Below are 19,964 nucleotides of genomic sequence, written 5' to 3' on the forward strand. Positions count from 1 at the left end.
CTTATGATCGGTTACGTAGTATGGTTACCCTATGCCTTAGCGTACCATTCTCTATCGCCTAGCCAGCGGTCAATAATCTTCTTAGCATTGTCTGGATACTGTTCATGAACGTGACGGGCGATCCTTTGAACGTCAGGGACAAGGCGTTGGTCGCGGACCAAGTCTGCAATTTTAAAATCCGCCAGTCCGGTTTGTTTGGTGCCAAGGAGTTCCCCTGGACCACGGATTTCTAAATCTCGCTGCGCAATCACAAAACCATCGTTGCTCTCTCTCAATACACCTAAGCGCTTCTGCGCGGTTTTGGATAGCGGAGAGTGATACAGCAGCACGCAATGACTTGCGACGGTTCCACGTCCAACCCGCCCCCTTAACTGGTGAAGCTGAGCTAAGCCTAGGCGTTCTGGGTTTTCAATGATCATTAAACTCGAGTTAGGCACATCGACGCCCACTTCAATCACCGTTGTCGCAACAAGAAGATGAAGTTCGTTGTCTTTAAATTGCTGCATGACCGCCTGCTTCTCGGCAGATTTCATGCGGCCATGCACCAACCCGACTTTAACCTCGGGCAGTTGGCGTTGCAGATCTTCTGCGGTATCGGCCGCAGCTTGCGCTTCTAATACTTCCGATTCATCAATAAGCGTACAGACCCAATACGCCTGTTTGCCTTCCGTTAAGCAGGCGTGCTTGACACGTTCGATAATGGCATCACGTTTGGTATCTGGCAGCGCAACGGTTTGTATTGGCGTACGGCCGGGCGGTAGCTCATCAATAACTGAGGTTTCTAGGTCGGCGTAGGCGGTCATTGCCAGCGTGCGCGGTATTGGTGTCGCGGTCATAATAAGCTGATGAGGGTAATAGCCTTGTTTGGCGCCTTTTTCTCGCAACTCTAAACGCTGGTGGACGCCAAAGCGATGTTGTTCGTCAATAATGACTAAAGCAAGGTTATGAAACGCAACGGATTCTTGAAATAGAGCATGAGTCCCCACCACCATTTTCGCCTCACCACTGGCAATGCGTGCTAACTCAGCCTCTTTAGCCTTGCCTTTTTGCTTACCAGACAACCAACCAACCGTAATTCCCATGGATTCAAACCAGTTGGCAAAATTGATGGCATGTTGCTCGGCGAGCAGCTCGGTTGGGGCCATCATCGCTACTTGGTAGCCGTGTTCTATCGCGCGTAACGCTGCAAGCGCCGCGACAAGGGTTTTTCCTGAGCCCACGTCGCCTTGCACCAAGCGCATCATGGGTGCAGTTTTGAGTAGATCCTGCTCTATTTCGTTAACCACACGGTTTTGAGCGTTGGTTGGTGAAAACGGCAACTGTTCGAGCAATTGTTGCTTAAAACGGCCAATTTCTGGCAGGGCAATGGCTTTGTCTTGCTGGCCTTGGCTGCGTACAGCAAGCATGGACAGATTTTGTGCCATGAGCTCTTCAATGATTAATCGTTGCTGAGCTGGGTGCCTGCCTTCGTCAAAATCGTCGACATTGATCGATGGTGGTGGACGATGGATGGTATGCAGGGCTTGCGTTAGAGTGATTTGTTGGTTGTATAGTCCGCTAGGCAGCAGCTCATCAACGGCGCTCTTATCCATTAGCTCGAGAGCTTGGTCGGTGAGGCTACGCAATGTCAGTTGGCGTAACCCATCCGTTGTCGGGTAAACCGGTGTCAGCGTTTGTTCAAGAGCAGGGCTTCGTTCTGTGGTTTGAAACTTGTAGTCAGGGTGGATGATCTCCAGCCCTAACTGCCCTCGCTTGACTTCACCATAGGCAACGATCACTTTACCATCGGAAAAATTGTTCTTCATGGCGGCGGTAAAATTAAAGAAACGTAACGTAATGGTGCCATTGCCATCACTGACTTTGACCGTCAGCATTTTCTTGCGCCCAAAACTGACGTCGCTACTCATGATCTTGCCTTGAACCGACCCCCATAATCCCGCGTGCAATTTTACAATGGGGTAAATACGTGTGCGATCTTCGTAGCGATGAGGGAGATGGAACAGTAAGTCCTGAACATTATGCAGACCGACCTTCGCCAGTTTTTCAGCGACCTTTGCGCCGACACCGTTGAGGGAAGTGAGAGAAATTGCGGACAACAGCTGAGCCATATGACAAACCATTACTAAACGAGATACTGATATTCAAGCATTTTACTGTCTTTTTGTACAGGAGGGAATAAGAGCGGTTCTATGGTTCTGCGGGTAAAAGGGTCCTGTGGATGAAAGGGCCCTATGGATGGAAATGTTTTCATCGTGGGTGCACCTCCTTGGATGTTTAAGGTCGCTACATCCGAGAAGGTGGTTTTAGAAGGTTACTATAGGCCATTGGGTAGTGTTGGCTAGAACCATAGAACCATAGAACCAGGTTCTATTTTTGCTGCATCTCCGCCCACCAATCCTGATCCGCAACAATTTGCCCTTGGTCATCCAGTGGTGGATAGGGAAGGCGCTTTTTCTTGGCGACTTTTGCCAGTACCGGGTGACCGCGCTCAAATAAAATGCGGTGGATCGTTTCCGGGGGCAGTGCACTGGTTTCTCGCTGGTACATACCAGCAAGCTGACGTTGCCGCTGTGCTTCAAACAAAATGAGCGCACTGGCGACGGAGACGTTGAGTGATTGCACCATGCCAACCATGGGGATGATGATGTCTTGATCGGCGCCGTTAAGCGCATGACCGGATATGCCTTCCTTCTCACCGCCTAAAATAATCGCTGTCGGTTTGGTGTAGTCGATGTCGCGAAAATCAACGGCACTTTCAGAAAGGTTCGTGGCTAAAACTTGCATGCCTTGCTGCTTCAGTTCACCAATCGCGTCTGAAACGGAGTGGTGGGTTTCAACTTCCACCCAATTTCGAGCACCTGCAGACGTATGGCTTAGTGTGCGCATTTGTTTATTCGGCCAAACGGCATGCACTTTGTGAACACCTGCTGCATCTGCAGTTCTTATCACGGCGGACACGTTGTTAGGTTTGTGTACTTCTTCAAGCAATAGAGTAAGGTCGGTTTGGCGAGCACGAAGTACATCTTGAATGCGGTTGTAACGTTCGAGGTTCATGATTCTTTCCAAATAAAACGGGTTCGATATGACTATCGAACCCGTTGAAGTTATCTCATTAACAACTAGTTTTTGCGTCGTCTGACTCGTAATGCATGCGGCATAACACGAATACGCTTCATGATACCGGCTAAATGCACGCGGTCTTTTGTCGTGAGCAACACCGTTACGGTATACAGGCGACCATCACGTTCCTCGGTCGAGATACCGTGAATATTTGAGCCTGTTTTAGCAATGACGTTAGTCAGTTCTGCCAATGCACCTTGGTGGTTATGTAAATCCACTTTCAGTTCAGCGGTAAACTCTTGTTCGTAGCCGTCACTCCATTCAACCGCCATGTACTTATCGGGCTCTTTCTGATGACCCCTTACGTTCGGACAGGTTTCACGGTGCACAACGAGACCACGGCCCGGCGAGACATGCGCAATGATGCTGTCGTCTGGAATCGGGTGGCAGCAGTTTGCAAACGTTAGCAAAATGCCTTCAGCGCCACGAATTGGCAGCCTTTTTCCTGATGACGGCACTGAACTCGTCTGGGTCAGCTCATCCGTATCACCTAATAGACGTCGAGCAATGACGATACTCATGAGTTCACCCAAGCCAATAGCCGCGAGCAAGTCATCAATATTGTCCAAGCGCAGATCTTTCAGCACTTCGTCGATATTTTCTGGGTAGATAGTATCGATCGAGTGGCGACCTAAAGCATGATTGAGCAAGCGACGACCGAGAACCACGGATTCTTCGCGACGCATAGTCTTAAGAACCTGGCGGATCTTAGTACGAGCTCGGGACGTCACCACATAGTTCAACCAAGCGGCATTTGGACGCGCGCCCGGTGCACTGATAATTTCCACCGTTTGGCCATTTTTCAGCGCTTTGCTCAATGGATAAGGTTGACGATCAACACGAGCACCAACACAGGTATTACCCACATCAGTATGCACCGCGTAAGCAAAATCAACGGCCGTTGCTCCAAGAGGAAGCTCTACAATGCGACCTTTTGGCGTGAAGACGTAAATCTCATCTGGGAACAGATCCGATTTTACGTTTTCGATAAATTCAAAGGAGTTACCCGCACTTTGCTGTAGCTCAAGTAAGCTTTGCATCCAGCGCTGTGCTTTCACTTGTGCCGTCGTACCCGAACGATCACCATTGCCTTTGTAAGCCCAATGCGCCGCGACACCTTTGTCGGCCATTTGGTTCATGTCTTCAGTACGAATTTGTACTTCAACAGGGACACCATGAGGGCCAACCATAGAGGTATGCAGGGATTGATAGCCATTGGCTTTTGGTACCGCAATATAATCTTTCATGCGGGCTGGACGCGGCTTATACAAGCTGTGCACCTGACCGAGAACGCGATAACAAGTATCCGCCGTGTCTACAATCACGCGAAAGGCATAAATGTCCATAATGGTGTGAAAGCGCTGTTCTTTGGTTTTCATCTTGTTGTAGATGGAGAACAGGTTTTTTTCACGACCTAGCACGCGAACCGTCAAGCCGACTTCTTCAAGGCGACCTTCAATTTCACTGTGAATGCGTTGGATCATTTCTTTACGGTTACCACGCGCCGATTTAACCACTTCTTTTAGAACGCGGTATCGGTTGGGATACAAGGCTTCAAAGCCGAGCTCTTCTAGCTCAGTTTTAATGTTATGAATACCAAGACGGTGGGCGAGTGGGGCATAAATTTCGAGGGTTTCGCGGGCAATACGACGCTTTTTATCTGGGCGCAGGGCACCGAGCGTGCGCATGTTATGCGTTCGGTCGCTAAGTTTTATCAAGATCACGCGAATGTCTTGCACCATGGCAAGGACCATCTTACGAAAGTTCTCTGCTTGGGCTTCTTTGCGATCTCGGAATTTAAGCTTATCGAGTTTGGATACGCCATCGACGAGCTCGGCAACGGTGGTACCGAATTGTTCTTCTAGCTCTTCTTTGGTGACTTCAGTGTCTTCAATAACATCATGCAATAATGCCGCTTGTAGCGTTTCAATATCCAAGCGCATTTCTGCGAGGATACGGGCTACCGCGACCGGGTGGATGATGTATGGTTCTCCGCTCGAGCGGAACTGCCCTTCATGGGCATCTCTTGCTACCACATAAGATTGACGCAGAGCCTCAAGGTGAGGCTCTGTTAGGTATTCTTGGGCAACGTCTTTAAGGCTATCGAATAGGTACAAATTGTAGGCCCGAAAGTCGATGGAACTCGAATAGTTTCCTGGCTTAAAGGGGCAGATAACAACTTGTGACGATCTAACCCTTTACGCTTCAAACCATTCGGTTCGAATTAACGGTTGTGAGCGATGCTGCTAACAGCGGCTAGCTCAGCTGCTTCTTGCTCTTGCTGTTCTTGACGCTCACGAGCATCTAGAACTTCTTTAGTGATCAAGCCTTCTTCGATTTCGCGAAGTGCGATAACCGTAGGCTTATCATTTTCTTCTGGCACTAATGCGTCTTTACCACCGATTTGCATTTGACGTGCGCGGCGAGACGAAATAAGAACTAGGTCGAAGCGGTTACCAACTTTTTCAACAGCGTCTTGAACAGTTACGCGTGCCATAAGAACTCCAATAATTAACTAAATTTTAGATGACGAGAAAGTATACAGGCTAATGGGGATGGATACTAGATCACAAATGATCCCAAAATAGCCCGATGACTGTTCATTTACCCGTATTTTGTCGACGAGTATTCAATACGTCGCTAACAAGTATATAGGTAAATGAGGATTTTATAACCTGATCATTACGTTATGAATGATCAAGGTAAGCTTAACGAGCTATGAAGATAGCAGCGCGTCAAGCATACCTTTGTACTTAATGGTCTGTTTATCTTGCTTCAAACGTTCAGCACGCAAAATGGCCTTGAAGTCGATCAGTGCAACATCAAAGTCGTCATTGATAATGACATAATCGTATTCAGCGTAGTGTGAAATTTCTGATTTAGCTTCACTCATACGCTTGGCAATCACTTCGTCGCTATCTTGACCACGAACATTCAGACGACGCTCTAGCTCACCGTTTGATGGTGGTAAAATAAAGACACTCTTCGCCGCAGGCATTTGTTCACGGATTTGACGTGCGCCTTGCCAATCAATATCTAAGAAAACATCGATACCCTTATTTAGGGTTTCTTCAATCCAAAGTCGAGAGGTGCCGTAGTAGTTCCCAAACACTTCAGCGTGCTCAAGAAATGCCCCTTGCTCAATGAGAGCTTCAAAATCGCATTTTTCAACAAAGTGATAGTGAATACCGTGCTCTTCACCTGGGCGCATGTCACGAGTCGTGTGCGAGACCGATACCTTCATCGCGTATGTCGGATTCGTCTCCAGCATCGCTGAAATCAAGCTTGATTTACCTGCTCCGCTCGGTGCGGAAACGATATATAAAGTGCCTTTGCCCATAGGTGTGAGTCCATAGTTCAGGATTAATAACAGAAACGCACCGTCAGCTACGTTTCATTATATAAATTACGTTTCATTATATAAATATAGTACCGACTGAAGTTGTTGAAAAATCAGTCAGAAAAATGGAGGCGAAGAGTAGCACAAGTTGGGGGTTTTCGACAAGTGACAGAGCTCGAACACGCATTGGGCGACAACACGGGAAAGAGCAAAAGAGGGCAGTGAATTACGTGGGAAGAAAGTAAGACTTACAGCAAACGTTTGCTTAATAATCAAAGCTTTGTTTTTTAAGAGATAAAAAAGATTATAAAAAAGAACGAAATTGATTGAATTATTCACGAAGCTGATTAAAATCCGCGCCAACTTTTCAAGTTTAGTTGATGAACTGAACGACTTTTCGCAATCAAAGTAAGCAGGTTTTATCGTGAGTGTTGATGTGGCTGGCAAAAAACCAGCAAAAACTTCGTTAATCGAAACAACGTTTAAAATTTCTGAGCGTAAATCCACTATCGGTACTGAAGCGTACGCCGGATTTATTACCTTCCTCGCGATGAGTTATATCCTCGCCGTTAACCCTGCGATTCTAGGTGACATACCGGGCATGGACAGAGGGGCTGTCTTTACTGCGACGGCACTCGCGGCAGGCATTGCGACTCTTATCATGGGCGTATTTGGTAACTACCCCGTGATGTTAGCGCCAGGCATGAGCATGAACGGCTTCTTTAAAGGCATGTTATTAAGTGGCTCAGTGGCGTTGGTTTGGCACGAAGCGCTATTAGGCATCTTCTTTTCCGGCGTGATTTACCTCATTCTATCGCTGACCAAAATACGTAAAGCGATGATTGAATCGATACCAGAAGATCTAAAACTTGCCATTACGGTCTCTCTTGGCTTGTTTATCGCTTTCCTGGGTTTGAAAAATGCCGGAATTATTGTTGCTAACCCCTTTATTTTGGTGAGTATGGGCGATATTTCAGACCCTAAAGTCATCATTGCGTATATCAGTATCTTTGTTGCACTGGGTTGTATGGTACGTGATATTAAACTCGCCACGTTCATCTCGTTTATCTCTGCGATCGTTCTAACGGTGCTAGCTGACACTTTCATGGGCACATCAAACGCTCCACTGCCTGATCAGTTGGTGTCGATGCCGCCGAGTATGGCAGGCAGCTTTGGCGCCATTTTTGATGTGTCGGGCTTAACGGCAGAAAAGATGTTCGATCTGCTGTTTATCGTCATCATCTTCCTGATTGTCGATTTCTTTGACGGGTTAAGCACCATTGTTGGTGTAGGTAAAGATGCGGGCATTATTGATAAAGACGGCAAAGTGCCGAATGCCCGCTCTGCACTGGTAGCGGATGCGGGTGGCACGGTGATTGGATCTATTTTAGGGACAACATCGATAACGGCATTTTCTGAGTCGGGTATTGCTTCTTCGCAAGGCGCAAGAACTGGTTTAGCAGCGGTCGTTGTCGCGGGGCTTTTCTTCCTATCCTTGTTCTTATACCCGCTGTTTTCAGTATTCTCGGCAGCAATGGTTGCCCCTGCAATGGTGGTTGTGGGTATTTATATGATTGGTCGCCTAGGACAGATTGATTGGGAAAAGAAAGAGTCACGTATCGCGGCCTTCTTTACTATCATGTTCACCGTCCTTAGCTTCTCTCCTGCCAATGGCATGGCGATGGGCTTCATTAGCTACGCCTTTACCATGGTTGTTGCCGGTAAGCGTAAAGAAGTGCACCCAGTTATTTTTGTACTGTGTGCGCTGTTTATGACGTATTTGTTGTTGCTGTAGTTAGTTACACATCACCCTGGGTTCAATGTAAAGCCTCACATAGTGTTATGTGAGGCTTTACATTTTTAGGCGCTTTGTATTTCCATGGTGTATTTCTAACGAATGCTTAATATAAACCGAGTATGAGTGTCGTGCTTAGTATAGTGTACTCACACGATTAAGAAGGGTTTACATCAGGCGTATATCTGCTATTTTCAGCCCCCTAAATGTCACGAGTTCATTGTGCGGATGGGCAAAGAGAGTTTTACTCAGCTTCAAGGTGACGTCCATGGGTGAACTATAGTCTAAAAGCTATGGGGATTTTGATGTAATCGAGTAAGTTGAAGTGTTACGAGTGAGTAGTATGAAATACCGTTACGATATAGATGGCTTACGGGCTTTTGCCGTATTATTAGTTATCGCCTTCCATTTTGAAATAACGCCTTGGTTAACCGGAGGGTTTATTGGCGTTGATGTATTCTTTGTAATATCAGGATTCTTGATTACACAAGTTATCGTTCATCACTTGAGAGAAGAAACTTTTTCTTTTTCTGGCTTTTACTTGCGACGAGCTAAGAGGTTACTTCCCGCTTTCTATGCTATGACGTTGTTTTCGTTGCTGCTTGGTTACTTGATCTTTAGCCCAAATGATTTAGCAGGATTAGGCCATGCGTTACGTTATGCAGTTACGTTTCATGTTAATCATTTTCTAGCGAATCAATCGGGTTATTTTGCACCTGATGCAAGCCTTCAGCCATTGCTACACGTATGGTCACTCAATGTGGAAGAGCAGTTTTACTTTGTTTGGCCTTTTTTGGTTGTTTTAGCCTATAGAAGTCGCTTCTTCTCTAAAACAAGTTATGTAGCGTTTGGTCTGATCTTAGTCAGTGTCGTACTATCTCAATATTGGCTATACACCTTGCCGTCTCATGCTTATTTTCAATTGCCATCAAGGGCGTTTGAAATGTTGGCCGGTGCATGGTTGGCGTTAGTGATTCATGAGCTACCGTTACTCTCTGAGCATAAAGCGAAGCTCTGTCAAAACATGTCGCTTGTTGGACTTCTTTTTGTTGCTATTTTATTTGATCGAAACACCAGCTTTCCTGGGTTGAATGCGCTGTACCCAACGTTATTAACGATGCTTTTTCTATATGCGGGCCATTGTAGACTCAATGCGACTTGGATCGCGGCACGTGTGCCTAGATTGTTAGGGCAAATGTCTTATTCACTGTATTTGTGGCATTGGCCACTTTGGGTGTTTGGTTTATACCTTATCGAAATGACAATGGTTATAAAAGCTGGACTAATATTAGGTACGTTTTTGCTGTCATTTTTTAGCTGGAAGTACATAGAAACCCCATTACGCCATAAGTATATACAACGAAGGCGGAGTGTTTTTATTTACTACTTTGTACTCCCCGTACTCCTATTTTTGGCCGCATCACAGTGGTTAGAGAAGACTAACGGTTTGCCATCACGCTTGACGGCAGAAGCACAAAGAGCCAATGCTCAAATTATGAGTGAACCAATAGAAAAGACTTATGACTTATCACCGAATGTTTTGATCTGGGGGGACTCCCATGGTGCACACTTAAGGGGGATGATGGAATATTTAAAAGAAAATTATCAAGTGCGTTCTAGAATCCTTGGGGCGGGAGGATGTCTTCCTCTAGTTGGAGTTTTAAATTCAAAGGAATCAGACCAAAACTGTTTAAATTCTAATATCTCCACAATGGCGTTGATTAAGGATATTCAGCCGTCAGTTGTATTAATAGGAGCTCGATGGGGTAACTATGTACAAATGGTAAATGATCCAGCCTACGGAACATCGTTGGAAGCCGAATTTAGTGAGGGTGTGACTCCGATATCAAAAGCTGAATTTCTCAAGAAAGCGTTACTTACTACTATCGACTCGATTGAAGCGAGCGGTGATACACGTATTGTCATCATGTCCTCTATCCCCACATATCCATTTAATGCGGCTAATTGTGCGATTAGGCGGTATATGAAGATGGGTAAGTCGGATTGTACTATCGATAAAGCTGAGTTTTTAGATAGGCAAGTGGTAGTAAGAAAGGTGCTTTCAGAGGTGATTCAGTTACGCCCAAAAGTGACGCTTATCGACCCTAGTTTAGTATTATGCGATGCAACGAGATGCCATGTTGAAATAGAAGGAGTCGTACTCTATATGGATAATAATCATTTAAACCTTGATGCTTCAAGATGGCTAGGTGAAAAAATGGATCAGTTGGGTATGCTTGAAGCTCTGAAATAGCAATAATTGGGGGGCAAAGAAAGCACTTCATTAGTCAATAAAGTGCTTTTATTTTGCCTATTCAATGTTCTGGATCTGCTCACGCATTTGCTCAATCAGCACCTTAAGCTCAACACCTGATGCAGTGATATCTGTGCTGATGGATTTTGATGCCAGCGTATTCGACTCACGGTTGAACTCTTGCATCATGAAGTCTAAACGGCGACCACACGCCCCGCCTTTTTTCATGATTGAGTGCGTTTCTTTAACGTGAGAGTCTAGGCGATCAAGCTCTTCTGCCACATCAGATTTCTGTGCCAGTAAAATCAGCTCTTGCTCAACACGGCTCGCATCAAGTTCAACTTTTGCGTCTTCAAATTTACCCAGTAGACGCTCACGTTGCCATTCAATGATTTCAGGCATACGAGCGCGCACTTTGACCACTTCGCTTGTGATAGCTTCTAGGCGTTGGTCAATGAGGGCTTTCATATTGCTGCCTTCGCTTGCACGCGCATCAATAAAGTCGCTTAATGCTGTTTCAAAACCTGCCAGCAGTTCTTTGTTGATGGTATCCATGTCTTGCTCAGGAGTTTCCATCACACCAGGCCAGTTCATGACTTGGAATGGATTAAGGCGGCTTTCTTCACCGGTTAGACTCATCACTTGTTTTGCCGCATTGATAACCTGAGTAGCAAGTGCTTCGTTGATATTAAGCTCTGTCTTTGCAGCAGGGTTGGCTTCAAAACGTAGGTTACATTCAACCTTTCCGCGCGCTAGGCGTTTACGGAAGCGCTCACGAAGTACAGGTTCAAGACCTCTAAACTGCTCAGGAAGGCGGAAATAGGTTTCGAGATAACGCTGGTTGACTGAACGGATTTCCCAAACGGCGCTGCCCCAGTCACCTTTGACTTCTTTACGAGCGTAAGCGGTCATGCTGTAGATCATGAAATGATTCCCTTGGATTCAATAAATGTGTTCAAACTGCACTCATGGTAGCACAGTTTAAAAAGATGGCTCTAGGTAAAAGATGGTCCTAGGCCCTTGGGGTCAAGCGAACTATCTTCTACCAAGGACCAAGGACCAAGGACCAAGGACCAAGCACCTAGACCCATACACCCTTCTCCGCTATAATCTCCGTCCAACCAAACCCCTCCCTTACTGAAGGTAATGTCCATGCGTCCAAATGACCGCGCAGCAGAGCAAGTGCGCCCAATTAAAATTACTCGCAACTATACGGCTTATGCTGAAGGCTCTGTTCTTGTCGAGTTTGGCAATACCAAAGTGTTGTGTAATGCCACCGTGGAAGAAAATGTACCACGCTGGTTAAAAGGCAAAGGTAAGGGCTGGGTGACCGCTGAATACGGTATGTTGCCACGTTCAACGCATTCAAGAATGCGTCGTGAAGCAGCAAGCGGTAAGCAAGGTGGCCGTACCATGGAAATCCAGCGCCTGATTGCTCGTAGCCTGCGCGCCGTGGTTGATCTTGAATCAATGGGTGAAATCATGGTTACGGTTGACTGTGATGTTATCCAAGCGGACGGCGGTACTCGTACTGCAGCGATTTCTGGCGCAAGTGTTGCAATGGCGGATGCATTCGCTCACCTAGTGAAGAAAGGCTCCCTGAAAGCGAACCCAATGAAGAGCCACGTTGCCGCGGTTTCTGTTGGCATTCTTGGCGAAAACATTTTCTGTGACCTTGAGTACGTAGAAGATTCAGCCGCCGATACTGACATGAATGTTGTGATGACAGAAGATGGTCGTATGATCGAAATCCAAGGCACAGCAGAAGGCGAACCGTTCTGTCATGAGGAGCTCATGGCGTTGCTGGAGTCCGCGAAAAACGGCATTGCCGAGATCGTCACCGCTCAGAAGTTGGCATTAGAAGATTAGTATTTGAATGGCTCCCGTAAGGGAGCTATTTTTTTGTGCATAACGCACACTGAATAACTGTTAAAAAGATAACCGTCATCCTCACGAAAGTGAGGACCTCATAAAGCGCATGACTCGCTTTGGACGATCCCATTTTCAAGGGGATGACGAACACAATAAAAGAGAGAAAAAACATGAAAGCATACCAGCGTGAATTTATTGAATTTGCCTTAGAAAAAGAAGTTCTAAAGTTTGGTGAGTTTACCCTTAAGTCAGGTCGTAAAAGTCCTTATTTCTTTAACGCTGGTCTTTTTAATACAGGTCGCGACCTTGCTCGTTTAGGTCGTTTCTATGCGGCTGCATTGGCCGATTCTGAAATTCAATATGACGTGCTATTTGGCCCTGCATACAAAGGTATCCCTATTGCGACAACAACAGCAGTAGCACTTGCCGATCACTACGATGTGGACACGCCTTACTGTTTTAACCGTAAAGAAGCAAAGACGCACGGTGAAGGTGGTAGTTTAGTAGGCAGCCCACTAGAAGGTCGCATTATGCTGGTGGATGATGTGATTACGGCGGGAACTGCGATTCGTGAATCGATGGAAATCATCAAAGCAAATGGTGCTGACTTAGCCGGTGTATTGGTCGCGATTGATCGCCAAGAAAAGGGCAAGGGTGAATTGTCTGCGATTCAGGAAGTGGAGCGTGACTTTGGTTGCGCGGTGATTTCGATTGTGAGCTTAACGGACCTCATCACTTATCTAGAAGACAAAGGCGACAATGCTGAGCATCTTGAAGCGGTGAAAGCGTATCGTGCGGAGTACGGCATTTAACTTTTGAGCTTTGTTGTTTATTTTCTTTGGTTATAAACAATCAGTGAGATATAAAAAGGGTCTGTATGAAAACATACAGACCCTTTTTGTTAGGTGTGGAATTATTCTTAGTCGTTTTTTGGCGGTTTTATTTTACAAATTAGGGCCATGCGGTCATGGCTTTCCGCGACAGCATCCTCGCTACAATCGTATTTTTCTTTAAACGGAACAAAGTCTGCTTGTCGATCTTTATAAGAGATAATGTAAAACTCATTGAGCTGCTTCACTTGCTCATCCGTTTCAAAGACTTTCGCTTGACCGTTACTGTAGTATTGACCTGAGTATGATCTTGGGTACACGTAGAATGCACTTACGTCAGGATCAATCGTTTCAAAAATGGCTTTGTCACTGTTATCAGGAACTTTGCCTGTTGCGAGTAAATACGTCGCGGCGATCAGGGCGATAGGGACAATAAGAGAAGCTATAGCTAACCAAATCGTGTCTTTCTTCTTCCAGAAGATTGCTAGCAAAATACCAATGGCTGGTGTACCTGGTAGCACGTAAGTGGGTAGGATATTACTCGACATCGTAAATAGGATAAGTGGCGACAATAGCCACCAAATAGCAAAGCTGGTAAAGCCCTGATTTTGTTTCGCTTGTTGCCAGCCAAACTTAGCACGAATTAACATCAATATCGGCAAAATGATTGACCAAGGTAGGACAGCCAGTAGCCAAAAGAACCAGATTTTACCTTTAGGTTCTTGATGTCCAGAACCGTATAAGTCGCCCGTCCACCCCGGCTCTACAAAGCGTTTATAGTGCTCACCAACAATAAAGTAATCAATGAACCCTGGCGTTGCGCGTTCAGCTAGGATGTACCAAGGTAGTGCGATTGCCAGCATCAACAGTGTGCCTTTAATCAGAGGGAATCGACGCCATAGCTCAACGAAAGCACCAATGATGCCGTGTTGAATAACCATCCACGGGAAGACGGCTAAACCAAATAACACAATGGCGACAGGGCCTTTGGCGAGTAAACCAATGGCTAAACCAACAAAGCCCGCATAGCCCCAAAGTAATTCACCTTTCCAGCATTGATAAAAACCAATCATGGCGAGCGTGAGGCCAACAGTTAGTGCCATATCCGTCATTACAGCACCAGCTGAAATGGAGAAAACTAAAGTCGTAGAAAGTACAAGCGCTGCGACAAGTGGGTTATAACTGTTCTTTTTAGCAAACCACGCCGCCATCCAAATAACCAAAACACCGGCAACCCAGTGAGGAAGACGCAAGGTAAACTCGGACAGACCAAATAGCTCAACGCTCGCAGCACTCATCCAAGTAAAGAGAGGGGGTTTACCCCAAAAAGGGACACCATAGTCAAATAATGGAGTTAACCAATTTCCGGTTTCTACCATCATTCTCGCCATTTCCCCATAACGGGATTCTGTCGTATCCATTAATGGATAGAGCCCGAGAGAAAGCAGGCGGATGAGCAATGCACCAATTAGCAAGGTCCAAAGCGCTCGCTCTTTATTAATCATTTTATTAGCTCCAACTTGTCGCCAAAACAAACGACAGTACAACTGTCATCAATCAAAACAGGAGAATAGCTATATCATCCTGCCAAATAAAAACTCACGAAGTCTCACACATTCTTTAAGTGTAGGTCAATAAATTGGCAATCAATCTATTGTTAAGGAGTGTGATTTTATAAACAAAGTGCCGTTGTTAGACCACTTTTTTGGTTTGCAGAGCTTGTTCAATAAGAGGAGGGACAAACTGACTTACATCACCACCATGAATAGCAACCTCTCTAACCAGTGTGGATGAGATGAAGGCATGCTCCTCCGCTGGTGTTAGAAATACGCTCTCTAACCCTGGCAATAGGCGACGATACATATTGGTGAGACCAAATTCATACTCAAAATCGACCGTGGTTCTAAGTCCACGAATCAATACATTGGCTTTTTCCTCTTCGGCAAAATTGACTAAGAGTCCTGAAAAACCTTTGGTTGAGACATTGTCTAGGTGCTTCGTGACGGCTTGAACGAAACTGACCCGCTCCTCCAAAGTGAACATGGTGTTTTTGCTTGGGCTTGCAGCAATAGCGATAATCACTTCGTCAAACATAGTGGCAGCTCGTTCGATTAGGTCGAGATGGCCATTCGTAATGGGGTCAAACGTGCCTGGGTAAATGACACGAGAAAGACGCTTTTGGGTCACAATGTTTGCTCTAATTTGAAATTTTATTCAGTGTAGCATTTTATGAGCGAGAACAAATAGGCAGCCAAGAGTTATCATTGTTCTAATGACTTGCTATTATCCTTGAAAAGCTAGGTTCAAAAAATAAGAGAAACAACTCATGAAAAACATACTGGTGGTGAGAAACGATAAGATCGGTGATTTTATGCTGGCTTGGCCTAGCTTTGCCATGTTGAAAACGTCGATGCCTGATTGTCGAATTACAGCGCTTGTACCTAGTTATACGGTGGCATTGGCAAAAGCATGCCCATGGATTGATGAAGTGGTCATCGACACTGGTGAGCACGCTGACAAACGGACGCAAAGTAAGCTAATTAATACCTTAAAAGGTGCCAAGTTCGATGCGTCTATCAATTTGTTCTCGACGACCTACAATGCGTTATTAGTCTGGAAAGCGAAAGTACCCTACCGACTGGCGCCAGCAACCAAACTCGCTCAAATCTTTTATAACAAACGTATTAAACAGAAGCGCTCACAAAGTGCGAAACCTGAGTTTGAGTACAATCTAGATCTTATCCGTGCTTTTCTCAACGATCAGGGGGTCGATATTATCGAGCCGAGAGCACCTTATTTTTCTTTTTCCCTTGATGCTCTAGCTAAGCAGAAAGAAAAGCTATCATCGACTTTAGAATTAAATAAAGCCAAACCATGGGTGTATGTTCATGCGGGCAGTGGCGGTTCTGCGAATAACCTTACATTAGAGCAGTACGCAGAATTACTGCGTGGTATTGATGCTAGTGTAGAAGTGATATTGACGGCAGGCCCTGGCGAAGAAGAAAAAGCCAAAGAGTTGCAACAGATCTTAGGGAGTGCTGGCACTCGAAGTGTCGTGTACGACAACAATGACGGATTGGTGGATTTCTCTTGTTCGTTAGCTTGTGCCAATGTATTTATTGCAGGATCCACAGGACCCTTACACATTGCGGCGGCATTAGATGTGCCGACGGTCGGTTTTTTCCCTGCAAAACGTTCCGCCACGCCGCTGCGTTGGAAACCTCTAAACTCCAAGGGTAGACACATTGCCTTCTGCCCACCTCAAGCAGAAGACAAAGCGAGCCAAGATAATATGGCTCGTATCGATATGGATAAGGTGGTGTCTGAGCTTAATCCTTGGGCGGCTCAGTACTTGTCCTGATCCATAAATCCGCGTACTTTACAAAAGTGGAATGCGCGGACAATAAAGAGAGTAAGAAGCCCTGTTTACCATCTAAAAAACCGGCTTTAACGATATACATCTTCACGAAGCAAGCTAGCGCATGAACAATGCCCTGGCTAATGCTCGAGGTTTTGCCGCACTTCTCTCGTTGCTCCGCCCAGGCTTTGGCGTAACCTGCCGATTTAACTAAATAATGGTTCATATCATCGTAGGTGTAATGGATCAAATCGCCTTTCAATGTCGCCACTTTCATGTCATTAGCCACTTGCACTTTTTCGTGTACCAGTGAGTCATCGTATTGAGTCAATTTGGTTGGATAGAGGCGCAATACGCGATCAGGGTACCAACCACAGTGCTTGATAAACCGGCCAAACACCCAGCTTAATCGCTCAAATTGGAAGATGGTATCGGGCTTTTGTCGCTTAACGGCGTCAAGGATACTTTGTTTTAGCTCCGGAGTGACTCGCTCATCGGCGTCAAGCCAAAACAGGTAATCAGACTGAACATGTGATTGAGCCAAACGGCGCTGAGGGCCAAAACCTTGCCAGTTATCGTTTACCTGGAAGTTAGCGTTAAATTCCCGAGCAATACTTTCGGTATCATCACTGCTTCCTGAGTCGAGGATCACGATCTCATCAACCCAACCTTGCACGGTTTCAAGGCAGGCTCTGAGGTGCTTCGATTCGTTTTTTACAATTAACGCCACGGCGAGGGTTGGTTTGGTCACGATGATGGTCCTTGGTTGGTTTGTATTCCCGGTTGTAATAGGGGACGGTGTATTTGTAAATTCTCGCCATTCACACTTTTTCGCCATTCCCATTTCTTTCGTCATCCTCACGAAAGTGAGGATCTCCCAAAGCGGGTGACTATTTCAATAACGGTGCGCTTGATGAGATCCCCTTTTTCATGGGGATGACGTTGGATTCGCCAGGTGGACTAATCCAGCGCCTCCGCTTTGACTACTCGATTGAACATTTCAATCACATCATTTGAAGAAATTCGCAGCATTGCTTTTTTATCCTTAACTCGAGCCCGCCAACTTAGCTCGCTACTCGCTTTTCCCGTCTCTGCCAAAATTGCGTCTTCATACACAGATACCACATAGTCTTGATAATTATACGGCCCGGTACGTTTAGGGTTATGGTGGGCATAAAGCCCAATCACAGGTGTCTTCATCGCATTAGCCATATGAGTGGGGCCAGTATCCGGTGCAATAACCAAATCGGCGAGATCAAGAAGGGCAAGCATTTGGAGCAAGCTACTCTCGCCAATAAGATTAGCAATAGGCGATGCAATACGTTTCTCAATCTTTTCACCAAGCTCAACTTCAATTTGGGCTGGGCTACCTGCTAATATTATGTTCCAGCCTAGTTTTGTCGCATATTCAATAACGTCAACATACCCTTCAGCTGTCCAGTTCTTATAGCCTTTACTCGCCGCTGGAACGATAACCAAGTTACGCTTCTTAGCAATGTATGCCTTAGCCCATGCATAATCATCATCGGAATACTGAAGGTGCCATGTCGGCTCTATAGCCGGTATACCAAGTGTTTCAGTAAAAGCCATTAGCCCGTCTAGAACATGCATTTTTTCAGGGGAAGGTACTTTTACATTCGTAAACAGCCCTTGAAAGTCTTGTGCACGTTCTCCATCAAAGCCAAGTTTATATGTTGCTTTGATACCAAGCGTGGCAATACTCGCTCGAAACGCATATTGCATGTGTAATAAAGCGTCAAACCGTTTACCTTTTAATTGTTGCCAAAGTTTTTGGTAACCTTGCCAACCTGCTTTTTTATCAAACACGACGACATCAATACCATCGATACTCTCTAGGAGTTTGGCTTCAAGCTTTCCTGTGATCCAAGTAATGCTTGTTTCTGGCCACTGACTTTGGATGGCTTGCACTGCAGCAATGGTGTTGCACACATCGCCAATAGCGGAAAGACGTAATATACAAAGAGACTTGGGAGGAGTGCTAAAAAGCGCCATAATTAATTCAAAGCGTCGGAAACATTTAAGGATTATGCAGATAAGCCGTTTAATTGTAAAATCAGAAGGATGGAAAAATGGTTCTAGGTCATTGACCCTAGCTCCTAGAATTAGGGTGTGAGATTGAAAACAGTTAAAAAGAACAACATAACCTATTGGTTTGATGAAAACTTACTTAATGAACCGGTAGAGCAGGTATTCGACTCTGCGTATTGGCAGCAAAAAGATAGAATCATTGGCAGCGCACAGGGCCGAGGAACGACGTGGTTCGTGCAGACTCAAACGATAGACGCGGCACTTCGCCATTATCGCCGAGGTGGGCTGTTTGGCAAATTAGTGAAAGACCAATATTGGTTCTCAGGGTGGGAAAAGACTCGTAGCTTTCAAGAGTTTCAATTGCTTCAAACTCTAATTGCAGCCGGTGTTAATGTACCAAGGCCGATTGCCGCTCAAGCGACGAAGTCTGGCCTTTGTTACCAAGCGGACTTGTTGAGTGAAAAAATTCCCAATGCCCGAGATCTTGTGGCTATCTTACAAGAGCAACCTTTGCCAGAGTCTATGTATCGCAAGATTGGCCAAGAGATAGGTAAGATGCATCAAGCGCAAGTCAATCACACCGACCTTAATATCCATAACATTTTGATTGATGATCAAGATAAGGTGTGGATTATTGATTTTGATAAATGCTATCAGCAAGATGGAGATCGCTGGAAAGGCGGGAATTTAGAAAGGCTAGAGCGCTCATTTCTAAAAGAACAAAACAAGCGCGGAGTGCAATTTAGCCTCGAAGATATAGCATGTCTAAAGCAAGTCGCAAGTAACTAACTAGCAAACACCTAAATACTTGCGACCTTCAATCGCGGTTGGTAGCGCGATTGCGAACCCAATGAAATAGACTTGATCGAACTATGCCGCCGACAAAAAGGACTTGGTTTAGGTCACTGGGCATAAACTGAACTCTGTGAATGTAATGCAGATTAAGAATATAGTAACTTAAGTGCGCAAGGCTTATACAGTCCGCTTGAGCATTGCCTGATCGGGATTGTTATTTTCCTGCGTAGGCTGAAATGAGTCAGACTTTAAACTCGTAAACGCACTGGTTGATTGTAAACGCCCCATGAACCCACGGGGCGACTTGTCAGTGTTTGAAGTTCCAAGGTAGGAGTGCGTTGATATCAGGCTCAGCTTTCGCTAGCTCCTTCATGCACTTGACCATGTAGTCGTAGAGGATAAGACCGTTGGCTTTCGCGGTCTCGACGATGCTGTAAAGCATCGCGCTCGCGTCAGCACCATTTTGAGTAGCCGAGAATAACCAATTCTTTCTACCAATGACCAGTGGCTTAATTGCGCGCTCAGCACGATTATTGTCGATAGATAAGTGA

Annotated in this window: 17 protein-coding genes; 6 read left to right on the plus strand and 11 right to left on the minus strand. The window is 45.6% G+C overall.

The features are described 5' to 3' along the window. Nucleotides 1–29 precede the first annotated feature (29 nt). From recG to gmk, 5 genes are all read right to left on the minus strand, one after another. Nucleotides 30–2,108 (minus strand): ATP-dependent DNA helicase RecG, encoded by a 2,079-nt coding sequence (recG, locus tag M9196_RS22655; protein ID WP_250619770.1) that lies wholly within the window; start codon nucleotides 2,106–2,108, stop codon nucleotides 30–32. A gap of 259 nt (nucleotides 2,109–2,367) precedes the next feature. Next, the gene (trmH, locus tag M9196_RS22660; RefSeq protein WP_250619771.1) at nucleotides 2,368–3,054 is read right to left on the minus strand and encodes a tRNA (guanosine(18)-2'-O)-methyltransferase TrmH; all 687 of its coding nucleotides are present in this window, start codon (nucleotides 3,052–3,054) and stop codon (nucleotides 2,368–2,370) included. A 65-nt stretch (nucleotides 3,055–3,119) separates the two neighbouring features. Further along, a complete protein-coding gene (gene spoT / locus M9196_RS22665) occupies nucleotides 3,120–5,237 on the minus strand; it encodes a bifunctional GTP diphosphokinase/guanosine-3',5'-bis pyrophosphate 3'-pyrophosphohydrolase (RefSeq protein ID WP_250619772.1) in 2,118 nt (705 codons plus the stop codon). A gap of 107 nt (nucleotides 5,238–5,344) precedes the next feature. Next, nucleotides 5,345–5,617: a DNA-directed RNA polymerase subunit omega gene (gene rpoZ / locus M9196_RS22670; RefSeq protein WP_250619773.1), complete on the minus strand. Its 273-nt coding sequence runs from the start codon at nucleotides 5,615–5,617 to the stop codon at nucleotides 5,345–5,347. 219 nt (nucleotides 5,618–5,836) lie between these two features. Continuing rightward, the gene (gene gmk / locus M9196_RS22675) at nucleotides 5,837–6,460 is read right to left on the minus strand and encodes a guanylate kinase (RefSeq protein WP_250619774.1); all 624 of its coding nucleotides are present in this window, start codon (nucleotides 6,458–6,460) and stop codon (nucleotides 5,837–5,839) included. A gap of 424 nt (nucleotides 6,461–6,884) precedes the next feature. Here gmk and M9196_RS22680 point away from each other — a divergent pair, with 424 nt between their 5' ends. Then, entirely contained in the window at nucleotides 6,885–8,255 is a 1,371-nt protein-coding gene (locus M9196_RS22680; protein WP_250619775.1) for an NCS2 family permease, read from the plus strand. A gap of 343 nt (nucleotides 8,256–8,598) precedes the next feature. Then, a complete protein-coding gene (locus M9196_RS22685; RefSeq protein WP_250619776.1) occupies nucleotides 8,599–10,509 on the plus strand; it encodes an acyltransferase family protein in 1,911 nt (636 codons plus the stop codon). A 57-nt stretch (nucleotides 10,510–10,566) separates the two neighbouring features. Here M9196_RS22685 and M9196_RS22690 read toward each other — a convergent pair whose 3' ends face one another. Beyond that, a complete protein-coding gene (locus tag M9196_RS22690; protein WP_250619777.1) occupies nucleotides 10,567–11,433 on the minus strand; it encodes a YicC/YloC family endoribonuclease in 867 nt (288 codons plus the stop codon). Between the two features lie 228 nt (nucleotides 11,434–11,661). Between M9196_RS22690 and rph the strand changes: the two genes are divergently transcribed. Continuing rightward, a complete protein-coding gene (gene rph / locus M9196_RS22695; RefSeq protein WP_250619778.1) occupies nucleotides 11,662–12,378 on the plus strand; it encodes a ribonuclease PH in 717 nt (238 codons plus the stop codon). A gap of 173 nt (nucleotides 12,379–12,551) precedes the next feature. Continuing rightward, a complete protein-coding gene (pyrE, locus tag M9196_RS22700) occupies nucleotides 12,552–13,193 on the plus strand; it encodes an orotate phosphoribosyltransferase (protein ID WP_250619779.1) in 642 nt (213 codons plus the stop codon). A 107-nt stretch (nucleotides 13,194–13,300) separates the two neighbouring features. On the opposite strand, the gene M9196_RS22705 is transcribed toward pyrE, so the two are convergent. Both M9196_RS22705 and coaD read right to left on the minus strand, forming a co-directional pair. Next, nucleotides 13,301–14,716, minus strand: coding sequence for an ArnT family glycosyltransferase (locus M9196_RS22705; RefSeq protein ID WP_250619780.1), 1,416 nt, complete (start codon nucleotides 14,714–14,716; stop codon nucleotides 13,301–13,303). Nucleotides 14,717–14,903: 187 nt separating this feature from the next. Continuing rightward, a complete protein-coding gene (gene coaD, locus M9196_RS22710; protein ID WP_250619781.1) occupies nucleotides 14,904–15,398 on the minus strand; it encodes a pantetheine-phosphate adenylyltransferase in 495 nt (164 codons plus the stop codon). 139 nt (nucleotides 15,399–15,537) lie between these two features. Here coaD and M9196_RS22715 point away from each other — a divergent pair, with 139 nt between their 5' ends. Further along, entirely contained in the window at nucleotides 15,538–16,572 is a 1,035-nt protein-coding gene (locus M9196_RS22715; protein ID WP_250619782.1) for a glycosyltransferase family 9 protein, read from the plus strand. On the opposite strand, the gene M9196_RS22720 is transcribed toward M9196_RS22715, so the two are convergent. Then, entirely contained in the window at nucleotides 16,541–17,326 is a 786-nt protein-coding gene (locus tag M9196_RS22720) for a glycosyltransferase family 2 protein (RefSeq protein WP_250619786.1), read from the minus strand. The two genes, M9196_RS22715 and M9196_RS22720, sit on opposite strands and share 32 nt — an antisense overlap. Nucleotides 17,327–17,529: 203 nt before the next feature. Further along, a complete protein-coding gene (locus M9196_RS22725) occupies nucleotides 17,530–18,582 on the minus strand; it encodes a glycosyltransferase family 9 protein (RefSeq protein WP_250619783.1) in 1,053 nt (350 codons plus the stop codon). 123 nt (nucleotides 18,583–18,705) lie between these two features. Between M9196_RS22725 and M9196_RS22730 the strand changes: the two genes are divergently transcribed. Then, on the plus strand, nucleotides 18,706–19,407 hold the full coding sequence (locus M9196_RS22730; protein WP_250619784.1) for a 3-deoxy-D-manno-octulosonic acid kinase: 702 nt from the start codon (nucleotides 18,706–18,708) through the stop codon (nucleotides 19,405–19,407). Nucleotides 19,408–19,720: 313 nt separating this feature from the next. Here the strand turns inward: M9196_RS22730 and M9196_RS22735 are convergent. Further along, on the minus strand, nucleotides 19,721–19,964 hold a 244-nt coding region (locus M9196_RS22735; RefSeq protein ID WP_250619785.1), incomplete at its 5' end, for an IS66 family transposase.

The organism is Vibrio methylphosphonaticus, assembly GCF_023634655.1.
GTDB lineage: Bacteria > Pseudomonadota > Gammaproteobacteria > Enterobacterales > Vibrionaceae > Vibrio > Vibrio methylphosphonaticus.